The organism is Tepidanaerobacter sp. EBM-38, assembly GCA_001896545.1.
In the GTDB taxonomy this organism is placed as follows: Bacteria; Bacillota; Thermosediminibacteria; order Thermosediminibacterales; family Tepidanaerobacteraceae; genus Tepidanaerobacter.
This window is the reverse complement of sequence record MPOT01000091.1, coordinates 1-20,693: the sequence shown is the minus strand read 5'-3', so window position 1 is coordinate 20,693 and position 20,693 is coordinate 1. Positions and strand designations below refer to the sequence as shown.

General features: G+C 33.5%; 25 protein-coding genes, 1 tRNA gene, 1 other RNA gene and 1 pseudogene. 2 read left to right on the top strand and 26 right to left on the bottom strand.

Going from position 1 to position 20,693, the window contains the following annotated elements:
* Positions 1-252: 252 nt before the first annotated feature.
* The 3 genes from BUC45_RS10100 to BUC45_RS10090 form a co-directional block, all read right to left on the bottom strand.
* Positions 253-1,071: a hypothetical protein gene (locus BUC45_RS10100; RefSeq protein ID WP_296972068.1), complete on the bottom strand. Its 819-nt coding sequence runs from the start codon at positions 1,069-1,071 to the stop codon at positions 253-255.
* A 190-nt stretch (positions 1,072-1,261) separates the two neighbouring features.
* Positions 1,262-1,546, bottom strand: a complete 285-nt coding sequence (locus BUC45_RS10095) for a hypothetical protein (protein WP_078054687.1) — start codon at positions 1,544-1,546, stop codon at positions 1,262-1,264.
* 4 nt (positions 1,547-1,550) lie between these two features.
* Positions 1,551-2,459: a ParM/StbA family protein gene (locus BUC45_RS10090; RefSeq protein ID WP_296972067.1), complete on the bottom strand. Its 909-nt coding sequence runs from the start codon at positions 2,457-2,459 to the stop codon at positions 1,551-1,553.
* 493 nt (positions 2,460-2,952) lie between these two features.
* Between BUC45_RS10090 and BUC45_RS10085 the strand changes: the two genes are divergently transcribed.
* Positions 2,953-3,357, top strand: coding sequence for a four helix bundle protein (locus BUC45_RS10085; RefSeq protein WP_034837654.1), 405 nt, complete (start codon positions 2,953-2,955; stop codon positions 3,355-3,357).
* A gap of 553 nt (positions 3,358-3,910) precedes the next feature.
* Positions 3,911-4,477 carry a Uma2 family endonuclease gene (locus tag BUC45_RS10080; protein WP_296972065.1) on the top strand — a complete coding sequence of 189 codons (567 nt, stop codon included), beginning with the start codon at positions 3,911-3,913 and terminating at the stop codon, positions 4,475-4,477.
* A 275-nt stretch (positions 4,478-4,752) separates the two neighbouring features.
* Here the strand turns inward: BUC45_RS10080 and BUC45_RS10075 are convergent, their stop codons facing one another.
* From BUC45_RS10075 to BUC45_RS09960, 23 genes and pseudogenes are all read right to left on the bottom strand, one after another.
* Positions 4,753-5,109 carry a hypothetical protein gene (locus BUC45_RS10075; RefSeq protein WP_213997376.1) on the bottom strand — a complete coding sequence of 119 codons (357 nt, stop codon included), beginning with the start codon at positions 5,107-5,109 and terminating at the stop codon, positions 4,753-4,755.
* Positions 5,110-5,216: 107 nt separating this feature from the next.
* Positions 5,217-6,010, bottom strand: a pseudogene (locus BUC45_RS12060) (4Fe-4S dicluster domain-containing protein).
* A 192-nt stretch (positions 6,011-6,202) separates the two neighbouring features.
* A complete protein-coding gene (locus tag BUC45_RS10060) occupies positions 6,203-6,946 on the bottom strand; it encodes an AAA family ATPase (protein ID WP_213997379.1) in 744 nt (247 codons plus the stop codon).
* Positions 6,933-7,556, bottom strand: a complete 624-nt coding sequence (locus BUC45_RS10055) for a hypothetical protein (RefSeq protein WP_213997380.1) — start codon at positions 7,554-7,556, stop codon at positions 6,933-6,935. Before BUC45_RS10055 ends, BUC45_RS10060 begins: the two co-directional genes overlap by 14 nt.
* Positions 7,543-8,157, bottom strand: coding sequence for a hypothetical protein (locus BUC45_RS10050; protein ID WP_065820520.1), 615 nt, complete (start codon positions 8,155-8,157; stop codon positions 7,543-7,545). Before BUC45_RS10050 ends, BUC45_RS10055 begins: the two co-directional genes overlap by 14 nt.
* A gap of 18 nt (positions 8,158-8,175) precedes the next feature.
* Entirely contained in the window at positions 8,176-8,664 is a 489-nt protein-coding gene (locus BUC45_RS10045) for a hypothetical protein (protein ID WP_296972061.1), read from the bottom strand.
* Positions 8,665-8,706: 42 nt separating this feature from the next.
* The gene (locus BUC45_RS10040; RefSeq protein WP_065820518.1) at positions 8,707-9,318 is read right to left on the bottom strand and encodes a DUF6518 family protein; all 612 of its coding nucleotides are present in this window, start codon (positions 9,316-9,318) and stop codon (positions 8,707-8,709) included.
* Between the two features lie 153 nt (positions 9,319-9,471).
* Positions 9,472-9,630, bottom strand: coding sequence for a hypothetical protein (locus BUC45_RS10035; RefSeq protein WP_213997383.1), 159 nt, complete (start codon positions 9,628-9,630; stop codon positions 9,472-9,474).
* Between the two features lie 9 nt (positions 9,631-9,639).
* Positions 9,640-9,915 carry a hypothetical protein gene (locus BUC45_RS10030; RefSeq protein WP_213997384.1) on the bottom strand — a complete coding sequence of 92 codons (276 nt, stop codon included), beginning with the start codon at positions 9,913-9,915 and terminating at the stop codon, positions 9,640-9,642.
* A 95-nt stretch (positions 9,916-10,010) separates the two neighbouring features.
* Positions 10,011-10,271: a TfoX/Sxy family protein gene (locus BUC45_RS10025; protein ID WP_065820516.1), complete on the bottom strand. Its 261-nt coding sequence runs from the start codon at positions 10,269-10,271 to the stop codon at positions 10,011-10,013.
* 165 nt (positions 10,272-10,436) lie between these two features.
* Positions 10,437-11,282 carry a hypothetical protein gene (locus BUC45_RS10020; protein ID WP_213997385.1) on the bottom strand — a complete coding sequence of 282 codons (846 nt, stop codon included), beginning with the start codon at positions 11,280-11,282 and terminating at the stop codon, positions 10,437-10,439.
* A gap of 84 nt (positions 11,283-11,366) precedes the next feature.
* Positions 11,367-12,011: a LysE family transporter gene (locus BUC45_RS10015; protein WP_213997386.1), complete on the bottom strand. Its 645-nt coding sequence runs from the start codon at positions 12,009-12,011 to the stop codon at positions 11,367-11,369.
* Between the two features lie 81 nt (positions 12,012-12,092).
* Entirely contained in the window at positions 12,093-12,569 is a 477-nt protein-coding gene (locus tag BUC45_RS10010; RefSeq protein WP_366750140.1) for a putative immunity protein, read from the bottom strand.
* A 55-nt stretch (positions 12,570-12,624) separates the two neighbouring features.
* Entirely contained in the window at positions 12,625-13,218 is a 594-nt protein-coding gene (locus BUC45_RS10005) for a DUF6438 domain-containing protein (RefSeq protein WP_296972059.1), read from the bottom strand.
* 48 nt (positions 13,219-13,266) lie between these two features.
* Positions 13,267-13,623, bottom strand: coding sequence for a hypothetical protein (locus tag BUC45_RS10000; RefSeq protein ID WP_296972058.1), 357 nt, complete (start codon positions 13,621-13,623; stop codon positions 13,267-13,269).
* A 77-nt stretch (positions 13,624-13,700) separates the two neighbouring features.
* A complete protein-coding gene (locus tag BUC45_RS09995; RefSeq protein WP_003514288.1) occupies positions 13,701-13,931 on the bottom strand; it encodes a PF20097 family protein in 231 nt (76 codons plus the stop codon).
* A gap of 310 nt (positions 13,932-14,241) precedes the next feature.
* Positions 14,242-15,480: a hypothetical protein gene (locus tag BUC45_RS09990; RefSeq protein WP_129723889.1), complete on the bottom strand. Its 1,239-nt coding sequence runs from the start codon at positions 15,478-15,480 to the stop codon at positions 14,242-14,244.
* A gap of 173 nt (positions 15,481-15,653) precedes the next feature.
* A complete protein-coding gene (locus tag BUC45_RS09985) occupies positions 15,654-15,962 on the bottom strand; it encodes a hypothetical protein (protein ID WP_003514290.1) in 309 nt (102 codons plus the stop codon).
* Positions 15,963-17,376: 1,414 nt separating this feature from the next.
* The gene (recR, locus tag BUC45_RS09980; protein ID WP_013779366.1) at positions 17,377-17,973 is read right to left on the bottom strand and encodes a recombination mediator RecR; all 597 of its coding nucleotides are present in this window, start codon (positions 17,971-17,973) and stop codon (positions 17,377-17,379) included.
* An 11-nt stretch (positions 17,974-17,984) separates the two neighbouring features.
* Positions 17,985-18,296 carry a YbaB/EbfC family nucleoid-associated protein gene (locus BUC45_RS09975; RefSeq protein WP_366750138.1) on the bottom strand — a complete coding sequence of 104 codons (312 nt, stop codon included), beginning with the start codon at positions 18,294-18,296 and terminating at the stop codon, positions 17,985-17,987.
* Between the two features lie 35 nt (positions 18,297-18,331).
* Positions 18,332-20,122: a DNA polymerase III subunit gamma/tau gene (gene dnaX, locus BUC45_RS09970; RefSeq protein WP_296972054.1), complete on the bottom strand. Its 1,791-nt coding sequence runs from the start codon at positions 20,120-20,122 to the stop codon at positions 18,332-18,334.
* 83 nt (positions 20,123-20,205) lie between these two features.
* Positions 20,206-20,470: signal recognition particle sRNA large type (gene ffs / locus BUC45_RS09965), an RNA gene on the bottom strand.
* A gap of 125 nt (positions 20,471-20,595) precedes the next feature.
* Positions 20,596-20,690 (bottom strand) — tRNA-Ser (locus BUC45_RS09960).
* Between the last annotated feature and the right edge of the window lie 3 nt (positions 20,691-20,693).

Genomic DNA, 20,693 nt, shown 5'->3' with positions numbered 1-20,693 from the left:
CTAGCTCTTTTTCAAAACTACTACTGATTTTTTGTATGATTTCCTGTATAATTAGTTCCATAAGGGTATCTCCTTTTCTGTGATTTTTTGTGGTTCTTGTAGATTACATCATATCACAGAGGAGATACTCTTATCTTTTATTTTTTCCTTTTTTCCCAAAGTAATTTTACACTAAGCTTGATGCTTCAATTCTCCTTAAAAATTAAGTTCCTTTTAGTTCCATACTTTTTATTCCAGTACCTAGACGTTCTTTTAATTACCATACCTTTCCTTCATAAATTTTTTATACTCATTTTCCATCTTTTTAATACTTTTTATATTCCACATGTGAGATAATCCGAAATACTCGAGTGCTTTTTCAAAGGTTGTTACTTTATATCCCTTTTCTCTTAGACTAGTTGTGTTGGAATATGTCCTTCTTGAGTAATCAAAAATAATGGCAAATTTTGCAGTCTTCGCCTGTGTTTTAAAATATTTTCCGTTGTTTTCTTCACATATCTTTGCTATTTGTTCTTCTACTTTCCTAAACTGTTCCCATGTGCCTATAGCATCACACATTCCAGATTTATTTGCAATAAAACACTTATATATATCTTCATCTATTGGGTCATATTCAAAAGGGGTATTGATATCAGCCTTTATGAATTCATCACGTTTCTTTCTGTTTTCTATAAGTATATTATGACGGTAATTTGCTATAGACATAAACTTTTTATAGTCCTTAGGCAAAATCCAAAATTTAAAATCTGGGGTCGCTATTCTATGATATAAATTATCACTGCTCATGCCCTCATCTCGGACATAATATGCATCAAAATATATTTTTTCTCCATTTATTATTATATATTGGTTATTAGCAGGGAAAATAACTTCTGCTTTTTTTATAGTTTTACCGCTTTCCCTGATACTTACAAAGTCAACAGTAAAAACTTCATCGTCTACCTTTTCTTTAACTGTATCAACTTTCCGTCTTGACACTGCACTAACTTCTTCTATAGATTTGTCCTTACGCACCTGTAGAGAATTCTTTTCCTTATTTTTGTTAAACATGCTAAAGAGTTTTTTCAACATACTTATCTCTCCAGTTTACAATAATTAATATTAAAATAATTATAGCATACTTAAATTCCAAAATTGGTAATTTTTTACCTTATTCCGTAAATAGTTTTTTAAGAATATAAGAAAACGGCAGTTAAAAAATCTGCCGTTCCATATCGAACATCTTAAATATCATATCTACTATTAATTTCTTCTTTGCTTTTCACAGGCTATTAAACATATCGAAAATTTCCTTTGGAAGTTTCTGCTCATTATTCTCAGCCTTATTTGAGTTGATGCTGTCTATGCCACATTCACGAAGGGCTTCCTTTACAATCTCTTTAATTTTTTCCTTATCAAGAATAGTCTTATCTCCTTTCTCCACGTAACTTATCACTGCTTTAATTACATAATCTGTCTTATATTTTTGTGCAGAAAGTATGTTATATACCTTAGCATCATCCTCCCTATTCATAGAAAAAGATAGGTTTATCCGTTTTGTTGCCATAGCATCACCTTCTTAATTCCTGTTCAAGTAGAATCTTGTACCCACGTGCATTCGCAAACTGGTCAAGAAACTCAGTATATTTTACTCTGCTGGATTCTTCGATATATTTCTGAAGCAACATACTTCCTCCTCCTGTAAAAACTGTAGGGTTACGGAATTCAAACCCATATTCTTCAATTTTGGCTAATATGTTTTCTACATACTCTTCTGACATCACTTTAATCATTTCCTTAATGTCAGCCTCGAAAAGAACAGGTTCTTTTCCTGCTATAATATCCTGTATCTGAGTTTCCGTTAGTCTGATATTTGCTTTTAGAAGTTCCTGCTGTATATTAGCAATTAATGTAATGATTCCGTTGGGAAGCGAGTAGCATAATGAAACATCTATGATTCCATTTTCTACCCTGAAAAAATCAATTGTATATCCACCAATATCAATAACATTGCATAGAAGATTTCGATAACTGTTAAATACCGTAATTAACGAAGAATACCCCTGCGGATACACTCTGCAATCAATAACATTTATTTTATAATCTTTTTTGTTGAAGTTAAATTCTATACCCCTTTTTAAGAAGTATTCCCGAAACTTTTTCTTAAGAGTTCCATAACTAACAATCGGGAGCCCTACACCCAGAATTATATCCGCTTGGCCTTCCACGCCTGCTTTATTTACTGCATCTGCTATCGCTGGTAAAGACAAGATGAAAGCATCCTGGTTGACAGTCTTGTCCATTTGAACACTAAGTCTATTGCCGCCTATACTATAAAATTTACCTTCATAAACTAACAAATTATTTGTTGAGATTGGTTCATAGTTAGATTTAGTAAAACCAGACTCGCTAACATAACCTTCGCTAGTTTTAGTACATTTATTTCCATTGTCAATGCCTAATAAAATCCTGTTCCTCATTACAATTCCCCCTATCTATGATTTAGTTCTACATAGTTCTTTTAGTAAATCAATTATAATAATTTCAAGTTTTTTAGTAAAAAAATGCTTACCTAATTGAATCAGGTAAGCATTTAAATTTATTACAACGGAGGTATTCAATTTTGAATTAGTAAAATACCTTACTATTAATGGGCTATTATTTTATATAAAATTACTAAATACATTTTCAAGTGTTTTTATCTTTTTCCTATATCCTTTACCCTTTCTTCTTATCCCTTCTCTATACTATATATGTATTTAGTAAATTCCGCTAAAGCCTTGATATTACTGCATCTAAACAAATTTTTAAGCGACAAAAAATATGTTAAGGTATTAGTTCTAAGATGTAAGGGTTAAGGTTATATAAACCTTTCCCTTCAGTTATTTATTTTAAAAAATTCTAATATTAAAATTTGACCTATCCTTATCCTTCTATATAATATGGAAAACTAAATGCGAAAGGATGAATTTTATGAGTGTAAATTTATACATAAAAGATTTTAAAAGTCTAAAAGTTTGGCAAAAAGCAAATGCTCTGGAGCAAGAAATAGGAGAATTGGTTAAAGGGTTTCCAAACTTTGAACAATATAGACTTACAGACCAGTTAGTAAGGGCTGTAAGGAGTATAGGTGCGAATATTGCAGAAGGAAATACCCAATTATTTGTAAAAAAAGAAATAGTTCATGCAAATATAGCACTTGGTAGCGCAGGAGAAGTTAGAAATCATCTTCTTACTGCCTATCAGAATGGCTATATAAATAGAGAACAGTATGATGCTTTAGATGAAAAGTTGATTGAGATTATCAAAATGCTCTATGGTTACATAAAAAGGTTAAAACTGGAGATAGGTAATGATTCAGATTTTAGTGACTCCTAATTATGCTATAACAAGGATTAAGGTTGCTTCTCTTTGAGCCTTAATCCTTTTTTGCCTTATCCCTCCTCCTAACACTCTTATACGCATTTTTTAGCCCTGCAGGTAATGTCCATTTCATTTTCAAGACATACTTATCATGCCTATGAATGTATTGAAATACATTATCAAGGTTGGTAAATTCCTGTTGGAAATGACAATTTTTATTCTCGAATTTTTTATTTTGATGATAAAGAAGGTATTGTTTCTTTCCTGTCCGTTGTATTATTCACAAATTTAACAATGAATACGCATATATAATATTTTGAACAACTATTGCTTTAAAATTATACTTATTACTTTCACAAACTTCATCCTTGCTAAGAGCATAAGCACTATTACACCTTACCGCCTTCATTAATCATCACCCCGTTATTAACTATTGTATCGGACCAAAAGAGCATGACAAGAGTTCAGTTATAAAATAAACTTTTCCATGTTAAATTCAATAAATTAGCAAAGAAATGTGGTATTATATCTACATAGAATACCGTAAAATGGGTATGGAGGCTAAGATATGCCTAAAACAAAAATGGTAGACTTTGAAGAGTTTTTGCAGATGGATAAAGAAAACGAACATAGATTAGAGTATTTTGATGGTGAAGTAGTTTACCTTGAATCTCCGTCAGTAAAACATCAACAGGTTTTATTAAACATTGCTGCAGAATTCCGAAACTACTTCAGAGGCAAATCTTGTGAGATATTCATCTCCCCACTGGATGTCTGGTTAAAAAATGAAGAAAAAACTGCTAAAGTAAAAGTTCAACCTGATTTAATGGTCATTTGTGATAAAACTGGATTAATGGAAAACGCATATGAGGGTGTACCAGTCCTAGTTATTGAAATAATTTCCACTTCTAATCAAACCCATGACAGAATAAGAAAATACAGTACTTATATGGAATTTGGCATAAATGAATATTGGATGGTAAATCCAGAACTTAAAACAGTTGAGGTATATGTATTAGAAGAAAATGAGTACAAGCAGGCTGCTATTTACAAAGGTAGTGATTGTGCTGCATCTCAAACTTTTAATGAACTTAAGATTTGCTTAGAAGAAATTTTCCCAAGTAATAATAACTAATCCATCCGTCATACTTAAGTGTTATTTACCAACTATCCAAATAATTCATCTCACTTAAGTATCCAAATTCTTGTGGAAAGAATCCTTTATCAACGTATACATCAAAATAAATATTAAAGACGCTTTGCTATAAAGCATGATTATAGTCTCATTTATCGACTAATAATCTTTTAATACATTAATTCATTAATTAATATGAAACTCCCGTAATGTACCTTAAATGCCCTCAAATAGGGATAAGTTTTGAGGATTAATGGTTTTGGAGAACAATGTTGTTATATCCCATAGTGAATTAAATACTTGTTTCCTGTTATAGCCTCAGTTATTTTTTCAGTGAGAAGTTGAAGTTCTTTTGCCTTGAAGTGATTATTTGCCTTTATAATAATATCCTTGAATTGTTTGAGGGATTCTGGAGGGATAAGCGTTACACCGCAATAATCTAATCCAGTACCTGGCTGCGATGTAACCTGAAAATATGTCTTTATTGTCATTAATTCGTCATTAAACTTTATAATTAATTCTTCAATTATATCGTCACTGATAGAAATACAATTATATTTTTCAGGTTCATAATCACTATACCATTTGTTTTCTTCAAAGGAATCTATTATTCCAAACTCATGTTTTGCCACGGTATCACCTCTACTTAAATACATTTATACAATATTTTTTAAATGCTATCCTGCTCCCTAACTCTATTAACTGCCCAGACATTTCCACTCCTGCTTGTTTTACCTGTTTAAAAGTAAACAGCGCCTTTAGGACAACTTTTCACACATTCCATGCATAAAATGCACTCTGTTCCATTTTCCCTGCTTCTTTTGCTGTCTAAAATATCTACATTCATGGGACATACTCTTTTGCATTTTTCGCAAGAAATACACTTTTTGCTGTCTGCTTTTACCCTGAGCAGCGAAAAATAACTTGCTGTTTTTAAAAATACAGTTATAGGACAGATATATTTACAAAAAGCCCTGTTGTCTTTCAGTATGAAAGCCATTACTATTCCAACTGCATAGTATATGATATTTCCCGCAATAAAACTCCAAAACATCACAACTTCAATGTCAGCATTATTTAATAGAAACAAAACGCCTACAAATAGTATAGAACCTGAAAACATGATATACCGTATAAAGGAAAGTTTTTTATGCTTGGATTTTCAGGCATCCTATAAGGCAGCAAATCTAAAACCGCAGCCGTCCAGCAGGCATATCCGCACCATCCTCTTCCAAATAACAGCGGGCCAATAATTTTGGCTACAGCATAATGTATTACTGCTGCCTGAAATACCCCCATGAACAAGTAGTACCAAAAACCTTCAATCTGCATATTCTCACGGCATATAAGCCCAAGATAGACAAGCATATATAATCCCACGCCAAACTGCACAACCTGTCTTGAATATTTGTATTTTTTTATCAGCAAGAAGATACCTAAAGACACAAGAAAGCCTATATACATGAAATTAAAGAGATAGAACACATTATCAAACCAAATCCACAAGCCAATTGATATGCAAATAAATATCATAAGTATGTATATAGGTATTTTAAATTTTCTCAACCTGTCCACCCCCACGATACATCTTTTCCATTTCCCCTTCTAACCTGTTCACTGCTAAAAAGCAAAATTAACTGTTCCTTCTAACACTGACTCACTAATAAAAATTATATTAAATAAATGTTAATCTTTATTATATTATCCAATCCACACTTGATAGTGCTATTTCATAAGTATGTTTAACATCTTCTGCGTATTGTTTAAGAAACTTCTCATTACCTGGTAATGTTCCGTTTCTTCATATTTGACCACTTTAATACCTTCTTTTATTTCATATATAATTGCATCTGGATATGCCATTAAAACAGGGGAATGTGTTGCTATTATAAACTGTGAGTCCTTCCTAACCAACTGATGAATCCTGCTAATCATCGACATTTGCCTTGTAGGTGACAATGCTGCCTCAGGCTCATCTAATATGTAAAGCCCGTTTCCCCTAAACCTGTTCATAAATACGGCAAAAAAGGATTCTCCGTGGGACTGCTCATGAAGTGAATGTCCACCATACGAGTCAATAATTCTTGCACCTCCCCCGCTTTTATCCAGTTCTTCAATTGCGGTTGCAAGATTATAGAAACTTTCTGCACGCAGAAAAAACCCGTCTTTAGGTCTTCTGATTCCTTTAATTATCCTGATATAATTATATAATTCAGAATGAGACGCTCTTGATGAAAAGTGGAAATTCCTGGTCCCACCTTCAGGATTAAACCCGCAGGCTGCGGCAACAGCCTCTAAAATGGTTGACTTTCCTGTTCCATTCTCTCCAACAATAAATGTCACTTTAGGGTGCAGGTCAAGAATTGATAATCCCCGAATAACTGGCAGAGAGAATGGATATTTTTCAAAAGATTCCACCCTTTTTCTGTCAAGTTCTATTTGCCTTATAAATTGGTTATTCTCTAACATTTCTAATATCAGCGCCCCCGTTATCCCAAAACACTTTCTCTTCTGCTTCACATCTTAATTGATAGAAATAACGCACAAGTTTACTTTTATTTTCAATGGAATTTTTAATGGTACTAAGAGTTCTTTTTCCTACTCTTCTATCAATTAGTGCCAATACATTGATAATTGCATTATCCGATTCCAATGACTCTTCAATAGGAGAATTCAAGAATTTTTCTACAGCCTCAAAGAAGTCGTATTGTGCGAAGATATCTTGTCTTTCTACTTCTTTATGTACCATATCATTGATACTTCTATTTCTGGCTACTTCTGATAATATTTTTTCAGGAAAGCCTTCCCTTCTTAACAATTCATATATCCTGTTTTGTTTAAAATCATCTTGTTTAAAAATATCTTCATTATTGTTCTTTAATTTTTTTTCTGCATTTAATACGGCAATTTCCTTCTTGATAGTACACATATTTATAACTTCTTTCCCATCTACCGTTATATATGCCCTGCCTATCTGGTCATGAGCCTTTCTATAATTTGTTACCCAAAATTCTACCCTGCCTCTTAAGCAAGGGCAAATAAAATCCTCTACTTGTTTCTTTAATTTACTCCATCTCATACTTATCCTCCATAACTTTTATATCTCTTATATGAAGCCTGCATTCCCTTGCCATATCTTTATAAATATTTAACCCATCACTGTCCACAAAGAACATTGGAAAAGATAAATCAAAATTGCCACAGATACACACAGGAACTTGTATGAAATGAAATATAGCAAAGATTAATTCCCTCGTTGATAATTTGGTTAATAAAGTTATGATTTCTTCATCTTCCACTAAAAACATATGTGAATCACCGTTTAAATATCTAATCTGGTCAATAAAGAGTAATTTATCTTTATAGTCCAGACAGAATAAAATATTTAGCACCTCAACGCTGCTTAATTCATTTAGGTTAAGTTCTACAACAACTGGCTGGCTTTTATTCATTTTATAAACTGCTTGCATAAATTCTACAAATCTATCTTCGTATTTAAGATTATGTTCTTCAAAGGAATTCATTAATTTATCTGCTTCTTCAGAAGTTAAACAGTGGTCATACACATCTAAAAATCCATAAGTATATTTCTTAAAACAGCCTTCTATTTCTTCATGATTTACAGGTATTTTTCTTATTCCATTAAATTCATCTTTCGTTATTGATTTTAATAGTTTCATTTTTTATACCTTCCTTCTCTATTCTATATCTTCATCTTTCTTACTGCATTTTTCTTCCAGCAGCCACGGCAGCACAACTTCAAATTCCAGTTGAATGACTGGCTTTGGAAAATCTTCTGGTACAAGGTCTAATTCATCAGTGAATGTAAACTTCATATTATCAACTCTTATAATATTTAAATCATCCCATTTTTTTGCTTTCTTACTAGGCTTTTTAATGATTTCTCCTACCAAATGATAGAATCCCATATATAAATGCTCATCAGTATCCGTTTCAAACTCCATAAATTCCCCTTCTTTTTGAGGGTCAATCCCTAACATTGTATAAAAGTCCAGCACTTCTTGCGAAAAAGTTTTACAATTCTTTATATAATTCTTACAGTAATCACAGTCACAGCCTTCTTCAACTGTTATGCTGTCATAGTATTCTTTTGTTTTTTCAACATCTATTTTAAGTACCCAGTCTTGCAAACAAACGGTCTTCATCATAATATTTATTCCTTTCAAGTTCCTTTGTTTTTATTAATTTTTATACATTGCATTCTTCTTTTATAATCCGCCAATTATATAGGACAACACATCAAATTTACTGAGTAATACTGATGTTAATATTGTAAATATCAATACCTTTAAATATTGATATTTGTTTTTCGGTAAAATGCAAAACAGTATGATAGCAGCAATCAAATAAAATCCTGAAACTGGGGAAAATGTATAAAGAAAGTTATACCCTTCTGAAACCAGCAGCCCAATAGGAAGAGCAGCACACAGTGCTGCAAACCATCCACTCCCCCTGCTAAACCAGACAGCATATGCAGCCATCGGAGATATTAAGGCAATTAATCCCCAACGAACAAAATAATATACTGGAAAGAAGTTAAATAACTTCATTGAATATATGTAATAAGCCAGAAGCATTCCCGCAAAAAAGGTAAAAACATGAATTGCCCCTGCTCTGGGTGTTCTGCTCCATGCAGCAATAATAGTGGCAATAAAAACCCATATTCCAATTCTGGAACTTATATTGCTAATTATGTTAATTAAACTGCCAATTGCACCATTAGAAGGTATAGTATCAACATATTTTGCCAGGAATCCAGAAAAGATTCCTAAAATAAAAAATAATATAATTCGGATTGCTTTTTCCTTGATATTTGGCATGGCATCATTCCCCATTATACTAAAAGTAAGAACTTATGAATTAACATTTTGATAATATGTAAGTTTATCCATTATATGCTCTGGACAGTCAATAATATCGTCATCAATACAAAATCGCACCTCTACTTTCATCTATATCCTCCATTTCCTATTTTATATTCTTGTTTTATATATCTTATCGTAGTAGTTTTTAAAAGCCAGAACATCATCATAAAATTCTGTTTTAAACACCAAAATGCTTACTGCTGTAATAATTATGGCTGGGGCAACTAAATATAAAGCGCCGCCAAAAGCATCTAAAATATTTAGCATGCGCAGCAGTCACAAAACCAAATAAGCAGGCAGTAAACCAAAGATAAAAATATAAACTCCTGAAAGTAAAAACATTGTTATTTTAAATGCTATCCTGTTGCCTTTATAGTACAAAAATATGTTAAATAGAATTATTCCGCTAATAAATGTTTTTCCCGTTAATCCTTTAATGCCGTTAGATACTAAACTTATAGCAATATCTGCAAGTAAAAGAAAAATTAAAATAATTATACCTGTATTTACGATTTTCCTGCCCCTGTTAACCTGTTCACTGCTAAAAAGCAAAATTATCTACCCCCTCTAATAAACTAATTGGAGAATTACTTAACCCCATATTACCATATATAACCAATAAATCTTAAAAAACTTCCAGCATTTTATTATTTGACATTTAACGATAAATAAAATGCTTTCAATTCATCCTTGATATCCTGTGATAAATAATGCCATCTTATATTTCGTATGGCACCTTCCAAGGCATACAACCTGTTTATGCAAGCACTACTATCAATAGTTCTAATCCGCAGAAATGCTTCTTTACTTCCTAATTCTATTAACTGTCCAGGCGTTTCCACTCCTGCTTTTTTTAATTGCTTTTCCAATTCTTTGCCTATGTTTGGCATATCACTTAATTTAGTCATTTCGCCTATCTCCTTTACTGAAATGCATTTTAAGCATAACTTTATATTTTATAGAAAACCTTTTTTATTGCTTATTTATAAGTTCTTTCAATTTAGTTCTTCCTTATCTTGTGGCGGCATAAAATTTTACATTGATATTAACTATTTGCATTTTCTGAATACTCACTATTTGCTGTGAGCCAAAATCATGAGGAAATGAACTTTCTCATAAATATAGACTCCTATCGTTACAGATATGATGTCTGCCATAGTTCTTATGATTAAATCAGCAATATCTGATTCGAACACCAAAGTAATGAAAAAATTGAAAAGAAAAAGGTTAATTCCGAAGACCATAATGCCAAAAAATAGTGATTTCACTATGGGAGATTCTATCTTAATGCCTTGTCCGAGAAATAAATACAAAACCCCTATCCAGATGCCTGATGCGACTGCCCATATCATTGTTCCTAACGGATTGGCAGTAAAAGAGGAATAAATATGAACTATACTATAACAAAATACCCTCAGTACCAGGAAACATACAGGTATTGCCATTAACGGTACAATGTTAAAATTAATGTATACTTTCCCTGACAATTGGGAATCTACAGCAACGAATTTTCCTAACAGCAATCCTAAAAATACAAGTGATATTCCATCCACTATTGGATAAGCAAAAAGTTCGGTCAGTGATGTGCTTGAAACGTGAGGTAAAGGCTCAAATAAGTATATACCCCACATCATGCAGAATAATAAACCGAACATTAAACCTTTTTTAATCTTTGTTCCTGGTAGACGACCCTGTATTATGACGAATACTACCGCTAATAAAAAATAGGTTATTAGTGCATAAATCGTAAAAGAGGGGATTAATAATCCTGCTTTGACGATTGCACTCGGAGGAAAAGGATTACTACCGCTTGAAGGGATAAAAGCCTGCAGTATCAATCTAAATATTGTTGCTGATAATGCTACTAAAAATAGCGTCAACCATCTTTTCTTGTTAATTTCAAAAAGCATTGATTTCATAGAGTTTGACCTCCAGTTTAAATTTTAAATCTATTACGAGGTAATAGCACCTTTTTTCATCAGGTCCCTCTTGAAATTATATCATCAGGTTTGAAGCATTTTCCATCCACTGCCTATAAAATAGATTGAAAATGCTATAATAAATATGCCTAACAACAAAATAATCCAGCGATATACAGTATCACTTATCAGTTTCTTTCCTCTGGAAAATGCTGTGGAAATTGCTGAATACCATACAAAGTCCGATAAAATATGTCCTATAAAAAAGAACAAAACACCAATTAACCCTGAAGTATAAGACTGGCGTATTGATTCCATCCCTGTTGACGCCCACCAGAGAATGAAGTAAGGATTAGTAGCGCTTACAAGTGCTCCCGCCAATACAAGATTTCTCATCCCTGCACTACTACTTCTTCTTTGATTCTCTAATGAAACCGACTTATTTATACCAGACTTTATCATTCCATACCCCATCCATGCAAGAAAAGCACCGCCAAATAGTCCGATAAATCCTGCAACTGTCGGATTAGAAAAGAAATCTTTAAGTCCGAATGTCATGATGATAATTAATATAAGTTCCAGGATTCCATGTCCTAATACTGCCAAAGGGCCTGCTATCCATCCTTTTTTAAAACTGCCATCAATCGTGACCCCCAGCATAGGCCCAGGCATCATTGCTCCTGAAAAGCCTATTAAAAAAGCACTAATGAAAATTCCCCACAAAACCATGTTAATTAGCCTCTCTTAATATTCGTGATACAAGTTTTTAATTTGTATAAATTTGTATTTCTTAGGTTCATAATCACTATACTACTTGTTTCCTTCAAAGAAATCTATTATCCCAAATTCGTGCTTTGTTAAATTATTATCACCCATTATACTCTGCAAAAATTTCTTCAACTCATTAAGTTGCCATTCTCGTTCAGTAGTTATAGCGTACATATTATTTGAACTAAGTAAACCTATTGCTTTTACTGCATAATCTGAAGCAACCATTGCATGTTCTTTCATATGCCCACTTGCCACTGCTTGACCAGCAACTCTTAATGCTGTTTTCTTTATTTCTGAATCACACTCACGGGCAATTTTGTGAATTTTAAATTCAGCCTGTCTTACATCATGCATCCTTGCTTTGCCTTGTTGCCACAATTCATTTACTCTGAATCCATCTACTATTTCATCTATGGAATTATTGTCTATATCGGCAATCTCTAAAATATGTTTTGCCACTATTAACGACCATTTTGCTAAATTTACCCGGCTTACCCCTTCATATAATTCATTAATTTGCTCTCTTAATTCGCTATTATCTTTTATCCTAATTTTCGGTTTTGTTGGTATACTATGACTCCTTACTATTTTTCATAATTATTATTCGTCCACAATAATCATCTGTAGCAATCCCTATCTTATGTACCCGCCATTCTAACGGTTGACGTTTAGGGTAATCTTTTTCTATTAAATCTATTGCTTCTTTTTCTGAAGCAGAGATAACCATGTACCTAATTAATGGCTCTTGAGCCTTTTCTTCCACCTGATATATGTATAATCTGGGATTTACATATTTTTTAGTACCTATTATTCTCTCTATATTCTTTTCAAATGCTGTCAGGCTATCATCTATCAAAACATGTCCGTAATAGTGGTTAATTTCTTTAGTTGCTCCATCTGAATATTTTATTGTGGTAATGCAAGAAGGACCGTCCGTAATAAACTCATAACCTGGCTCATATATAAAAGACTTAAACCCAAAATCCTCAATTAAGTCATTTAACTGATTTACTTTTTTCCCTGATATCTTCCAATGATGCTCTCCGCTCTTATATACAAACATTTCTCCACTATAATTTACATTGCCCTCATTATCCACTGTTACACTATAAACGGGGCAAGTCCCAAAACACATTGTTCTTTGCAATTTTATATATTCAAACATGATACTCCCACTTTTCATCTGCATATTCATATTCTTATATGAAAAATACTATATTCCATAGTGAATTAAGTATTTATTTTCACTAATTGCACTAGATACCTTTTCAATAAGCAATTCAAGTTCCTGCGATTGATAATGACTATTTGCCTTGATAATAATCCCTCTAAAATGTTTAAGAGATTCCGGAGGGATAAGCGTCACACCGCAATAATCTAATCCAGTACCTGGCTGCGATGTAACCTGAAAATATGTCTTTATTGCCATTAATTCTTCATTATACTTTATAATTAATTCTTCTATTAAATCATCGCTGACAGAAACACAATTATATTTTACAGGTTCATAGTCACTATACCACCTATTTTTTTCAATAGAATCTATTATTCCAAACTCATGCTTTGCCAAATTATAACCCCTCCATGCAAGTATGTTCAACCTAACAAATATTTATAGAAAAATGCGAACAAAATAAATATATGATATTAATCTGATAAATTACCATCGCCATAATCTATAACAATTTTTCTACATTCATCACAGCAGTATGCTTCAACACATGAACCTTTTAGAAAAGAAAACTCAGACAGAATAATTGCTTCTTTACTAAATTGAGCAGTTGCGAAAAACTTTCCTTTTTTAGGTTTCCAACTAATTTCATGTTGACTCTGAATTACTCCGTATCTCATCTCTTTACCACAGTAAGGACATATCATAAATTCATCTCCTAAAATAATAAAGTCTTTATTCGCATAATTCTACAAGTATATATCACATACCTTTATTTTACACTATAATCTATAAGAACATCTACTTTTCTATCTCTTCATTACCCTTGTATCCCTAAAGATGTATATTTAAAATAATCATGCTCCAGCCCCAAACCCTCAAAACTTTATCCTTCTCTCCCTGAAAATCAAAAATCCCACAGTAAAGCAGGAGTTATTCTGCATCTACAGCGGGATTCTTGAATGAACTTTATTTTTACAGAGAGAAGTTATTATCATGGAGTAGAACTTATTTTAGTTATATACTAGGAATATGAAACAGTAAAACTGCAACTTTTACCTCTCGATTCTTATCTCCGTTAATGTGAAATCTATAGTTAAACCAAGAATCATTCTGTTTATTCACAAATCCCAAATAATTTGGATGTTGGTTTGTCGTTTCCTCAACACTCTTCAACACAGCGGAAAAATCTTTATTTTGCACAAAAATAATTACTGCAGCCTTTGAATCCCTCCATGTCAAATATCCAAGCAATTGAGTGATTGTCGCCAGATAATTTTTAGGTCCCTTCCAGAACTTGCATTCTGCTATAAATATATTCGAGTTATTATACCTTATTAAAATATCTGTTTTCCCAGATTTATTGAATGTCTCTCCTGTGGCAGACCATTCATACCTCGGTTGGAGAAACAATAAAAAATGGTCTCTTAAATGTTCTTCTTCTTTTCCGGAATATATTGAAGGCATACGTTCAAATTGCTTTCCCACATCGTATATTGTGGCTAGTATATCTTCATATATACCAGGGTCTAGCGTTGGTTCAGGTGTAAATCCCTTTTCTGTAACACTTGGCTTTAGAACTATTTCTTTTTTTGATTTTGATATAGGTACAGAAAAAGTTTTTGAAATATTATCTACTTTTTTTATTGGTACACCAAGTGCTGCAAGCATATTATTTTTCTCTAATATTTTTTGTTTTTTTGATTGTAGAGTAGATTTTACGAAATTATATAACTTGTCGTTATATTGTTGTATATTCCCGAGTAAATTATTCAATTGCTGATTTAGATTATTAACAAAACTTTCAAACTCTCTTTTAACTTTACTAGCATCTTTTTCAAAACTAATTATCTCATAACATAAACATTGTTCTTCTATATATACTTTTTCAGTCCAGAGCATTCTAGGATTAGGTGTGTATTTTAACAATTCAGACATTCCAACAAAGGGAATATGATATACTATTACATCTACAGAATAAAATTTATCATCATATACATTATATCTTCTAGGCCAATATTTACCTTCTATGTCTTTCTGATATGTAGAGACGAATATATTATCGTAATCAAATTGTGGCTCTTTTAATACATATTTATTCGTTATATAATTAATAAATTCTGTTTCATTCACATTCAAAATATAATTTTCTGACTCTCTTTCAATTTCATCCTTTATGGCAACTATCTGCTCACGTTCATAAGTATCAAATTCTTTTTCGCCAAATAATTGAAAATATTGTTTGTTAAAATACAATTTTATTCCCCCCTTAACTCGCAGTTATTAAAATAAAAACCTTCTAAATCAACTTATATCACTTATTAAATCGTATTATAGTAAGACTGTAATGCCTCAATTTTAAATTTATTGCTTGACATGTTTGTCACTGGTGCTATTGTCTTATACCCAAAACCCACTCTTGACTTTAACTATTTGATAATCCTAATATTTGTTTCTGTAACTATTATGTCTTCAGGATTAAACCCCTTATCCCATATGCTGTTGGCTTCTATAAAAATAGATTTTTCCTTTTTTGTTACAAAGCCAGCCAGCATATATTTTTTGCCATCCTCTATATATGGAGTATAAAATACCATCCTTTTATCCAGACTTAGGTCTTTTTCCTTTTCTTCAATGTGAGAAAGGATATTTTGTTTTGCCTTATTAAAATCCAAACCAAGTTGTTCTAAATTGCTAAAAAATCTGTTTGAAAAATTTATTACTTTTTTTCTTTCCATAATCTTCACCCTTTCATATAAAACCTATTTATAACCATGAACTTCACCATTTATTTGCAATATAACACAATTCTTATTATTATTTCAATCATAACAAATGCTTCTGCAGTATATTTATTAAGAATTTATATAAAATAGCATTCATCATATATCTATAAATTCAAACAACCAAATATGTTTTTTCAACTTTGTTTTCATTTTATTAGAACTTTATCAGTTATAATTTTGTTTTTCTTTTTTAAAATTATCATGCTTCAATTTTTAAAAACAGAAAAAGCAGAGCATGTTCTATAGTAAATGCAAATAAAGTCATTGCATAAACTCCCTACAATTTCCAATATTTTTATACCTTAAAATCTTACCAAACCCCGTATTTTCAATATTTCCCCTTGCCCCTTTTACCTTCTGATACCACAACTTTATTTTTATTATAAAAGAACTTTAACATCCGTAAAAATACCTTTTCTTTTTCTAAAATTTCTTCTTCATCATTTCTGAAACAGAAAAAATACGTCAAGTTCTTATAAAAAGTAAATAATGTCCTTATCCCTTTACCCTTTTATCCCCATTTCCCTTGTATTTTATATACTTTATCCCCATTCTTGCATCAAGAAATGTGAATAAAATCTTAATATAAGGACTTTATTTTCATTTTGATAGAACTTTACCGCTTATGAAACAACTTTTCTGTTTCTGATAATTTTAAACATATCATTTTTAGAAACAGAAAAAAAGTCCTATGTTATATCTAAAAAGTAAATAAAGTCCTATTACAAATTACCTTTATTTCCCATTTATCTTGTGTCCTGGAACTCTATTAACTCCAGTATTTTCAACACTTTCCCTTATTCCTTATCCCTTTAGATAATACTACTTTATTTTATTTTTGCAACAACTAATTAACCCCTATTTTAAGCCCAAAATGTTTCCTATTTTCCTTACCCCTTTTTCCTTAATCCTAACTATATGTAATCCAAACAAACTCCTTTCCTTTTTCAAATAAACTCCTTTCACAAATCCCCCTCAAACCCTTGAAAATACTGGCTTGTTATTCTCTTCCAATTTCCCATTTAATTCCTTTTTCCTTATTCCTTACTTCCTAAAGTCCTTTCATTCCTCAATTTTTAGGGCAAAAAATGAAAATAAAGTGCTTTTAGGATTGAGGGTTAAGGAGAGATTTTACCCATTTTTCATTCCATTTTCTTTTCCATTCAATCTTCTAATCCATTGATTTTTCTGGCTTTTAGCCTTATTCCTTGTTCCTTATCCCTTAAAACTTCTAAACAAAAAAATGGCCTACAGGGCTTTTCTTCTCCCTAATAAACCATGTTTTCTGCAAGAACTTTATTTTCTTCCTATCGGTAATTTGCAAAATGATAGGAGTTTATTTGATTTATACAGCTTCCCTGACATCTTAAATCTTCTGGCGGCCTTCTAGGGCTTTTGTCAGTGTTACTTCGTCGGCATATTCTAGGTCTCCGCCCATGGGAATTCCGTAAGCTATGCGGGTAACCTTTACGTCAAGGGGTTTGAGTAACTTGGCCAGGTACATGGCGGTAGCTTCGCCTTCCACATTGGGATTTGTAGCAAGGATGATTTCTTTTATTTCCGGTGTTATCCTTGCCAATAGTTCTTTAATCTTGATGTCGTCGGGGCCTATGCCTTCCAGGGGAGATATGGCTCCATGAAGCACATGGTAAAGACCTTTATAATCTCTGGTCTTTTCCATAGCTACTATGTCTTTAGGATCCTCCACTACCATAATTGTATTTTTATCCCGGTAGGGTGTTTGACATATACTGCACGGGTCCACATCGGTAAAGTTTCCGCAAATCGAGCAGTATGTAATTAATTCTTTAGCTTGTAAAATAGCATCTGCAAGGCTTTCCACACGGTCTTTGGACATTTTTAGAATATAAAAGGCAAGGCGCTGGGCTGTTTTAGGGCCTATACCCGGTAAGCGGGAAAGTTCGCCAATAAGGCGATCCAGCGGCTCTGCATAATAAGCCATTTAATCCCCACCTAAAAAAGACCTGGCATATTTAGTCCGCCGGTAAGCTTGCCCATTTCTTCAGCCACCATATCCTCAGCCTTCTGCAGTGCTTCGTTGGTCGCTGCCATTACAAGGTCCTGCAGCATCTCTACATCGTCCGGATCTACAGCCTCGGGGCTTATCTCGATGCTTACAATCTGTTTTTTCCCGCTGGCTACAACTTTAACTACTCCACCACCTGCAGTGGCTTCAACTGTTCTTTCCTGAAGCTCATCTTGAAGTTTTGCCATATCCTGTTGCATCTTCTGAACCTGTTTCATAAGTTTATTCATATTTCCCATATTTTTCAAAGCTTCTTCCTCCTTAATTTTTTTTATTAATCTTTAAAGGTAACAATATCTTCACCAAAAAACTCAATAACTCTTTTGCCATACTCTTCGCCGGAAATTTCTTCGCTTTCGGCTTTAGACTCATCTGCCATAGAATCATTTTCCTCTAAAGCAGCGGATAATTCTTCAGATGCGCTAGGCTCAGGCAGTTCATTATCTTGCTCAACTATAAACCCTTTCACTGTCACATCTATATCTGTAATCTGTTTTATAATCTCTTCTATAGTATGCTTTTCAGTTAGAATTATTTCCTCATAAACAGCATCGCCGTCATTTATGAGATACAATTTATTCTTCTCGATTTTAGCAGGTCTTATCCCGCCTGCCTTGATAGATGAGTAAAGTGTCATTTTTCGTTTGGAACCTAAGCTTTCCAGCACATTCGGCCAAGCCTCTTGAAGTCTAAGCAAAACCTTCGATTCATCTGCCTTTTCTTTATCAATTTCGACAGATTCAACGGATTCGCTTTTATCCTTGGACTTTTTTATCTTCTGAGTTAAATCAGGTCCATCGCTTACTAGGGTATCTGTCGGTAAAGTTTTTTTAATGGATGCGGCATCATGTGGTTTCGAAATAGATTGATTTGTATTATAGTTACCGATATTTGCCGCATTTTGTAATTGTTCCTGTAAAGTTGCCACTTGTGCCTCTAATTGCTGTATTCTTGCAATGTATCCTTCTTCTTTTTCCCAAAATGCCGGAAGTGTAAGTTTTACCAAGGCTGTTTCTAATACAATTCGAGGCTGTGAAGACCATTTTACATCATTTGCAGCATCTTTCAATACATTTATGATAGATAACAACTTTTCTCTCGTATATCCTTTGGAAATCTCCTGAAGTTTTACATAATCCTCATCAATGACATCAATAAGGCTCCTGTCTGCGCCAATGCAAACCATGAGCAAATTCCTGAAATGTTCTAAAAGGTCATCCATAAATCTAAAGAGGTCTTTGCCTTGTTTTGTTACTGCATCGACGATATTCAATAAGTCAGTGCTGTTGCCTTTCATGACCGCGGCAGAAACATCATAAAACACCTCATTGCTTACTGCCCCAAGCAGTATCAGCACATCCTCATAGGCTAGCTTCCCTTTGCCAAAAGCCATGGCTTTGTCAAGAAGGCTTAATGCATCTCTGACCGACCCTTGTGAATGAGCTGCTATTTGTAGTAATGCCTTATCATCTATATCAATTCCGGAATCTTGTGCAACCTTTTTTAACCGCTCAGCAATCTCAGATGTGGTAATCCGTTTGAAATCAAATCTCATACATCTTGATAGAATTGTCGGCGGAAGCTTGTCAGGTTCGGTGGTTGCAAGAATAAAAATTACATATTTAGGCGGTTCTTCAAGGGTTTTTAGGAGGGCATTAAAAGCTTCAGTAGTAAGCATGTGGACTTCATCAATAATGTATATTTTATATCGACCTTCCGAAGGAGCAAAATTTACTTTCTCCCTAAGATCGCGAATATCATCAATCCCTCGGTTTGATGCAGCATCCATTTCTATAACATCCATCATATTGCCGCTTGTTATCGCTTTACAGGATGCGCATGTATTGCATGGATTTTCAATTGGTCCCTTTTCACAATTAAGAGCTTTGGCAAAAACCCGGGCAGTGCTGGTTTTACCCGTTCCCCTCATACCGCAGAAAAGGTAGGCATGTGCAATTTTACCACTCTTTAATTGATTTTTCAGAGTTGTAACAATAGCCTTTTGCCCGACTATTTCATCAAAATTCTGCGGGCGGTATTTTCTATAAAGGGCCACATAAGACATGAAAATCTCTCCTAAATACTCAAAATGAAATCATGTATTTATTTTAAAAGCCGCCGATAATATCGGCGGCTAAAATCTATATGCCGTGCACCCTCCGTCGATCCATCCCTCCGAGCGTTACAATGACAGTTAGCTCCGACCAGGCTCCCCTGCGGCACATGAAAGGGCTTCCTTACCGCTGCTTCCTCCCGGACCTGACGGGGTTCGAAAGTTTCCATTGCGCAGGACCCGGTCATCGTCACCACTTGTCAAAGCCAGACCCCACAGGGAAAAGACCTCTAGAGGGAATTCGACCCCACTGTAGCGGATTGTGGGTACAGGGCACCGCTGCCTCCCCATCTAGCACGGCAAACTTTTTAACAATCTGTTACTCATTTATTTTACTATATTTAATACCTTAAAGCAAGTTGCAAATTTATGCATTCAAAAGGGCTACAGGCCTGCTTCCTGTAACCCCTGTTTGTTTTCATATATGGCGGAGAGAGAGGGATTCGAACCCTCGAACCGCGTTTTAGCACGGTTACGCGATTTCCAGTCGCGCGCCTTCGACCAGCTCAGCCATCTCTCCACG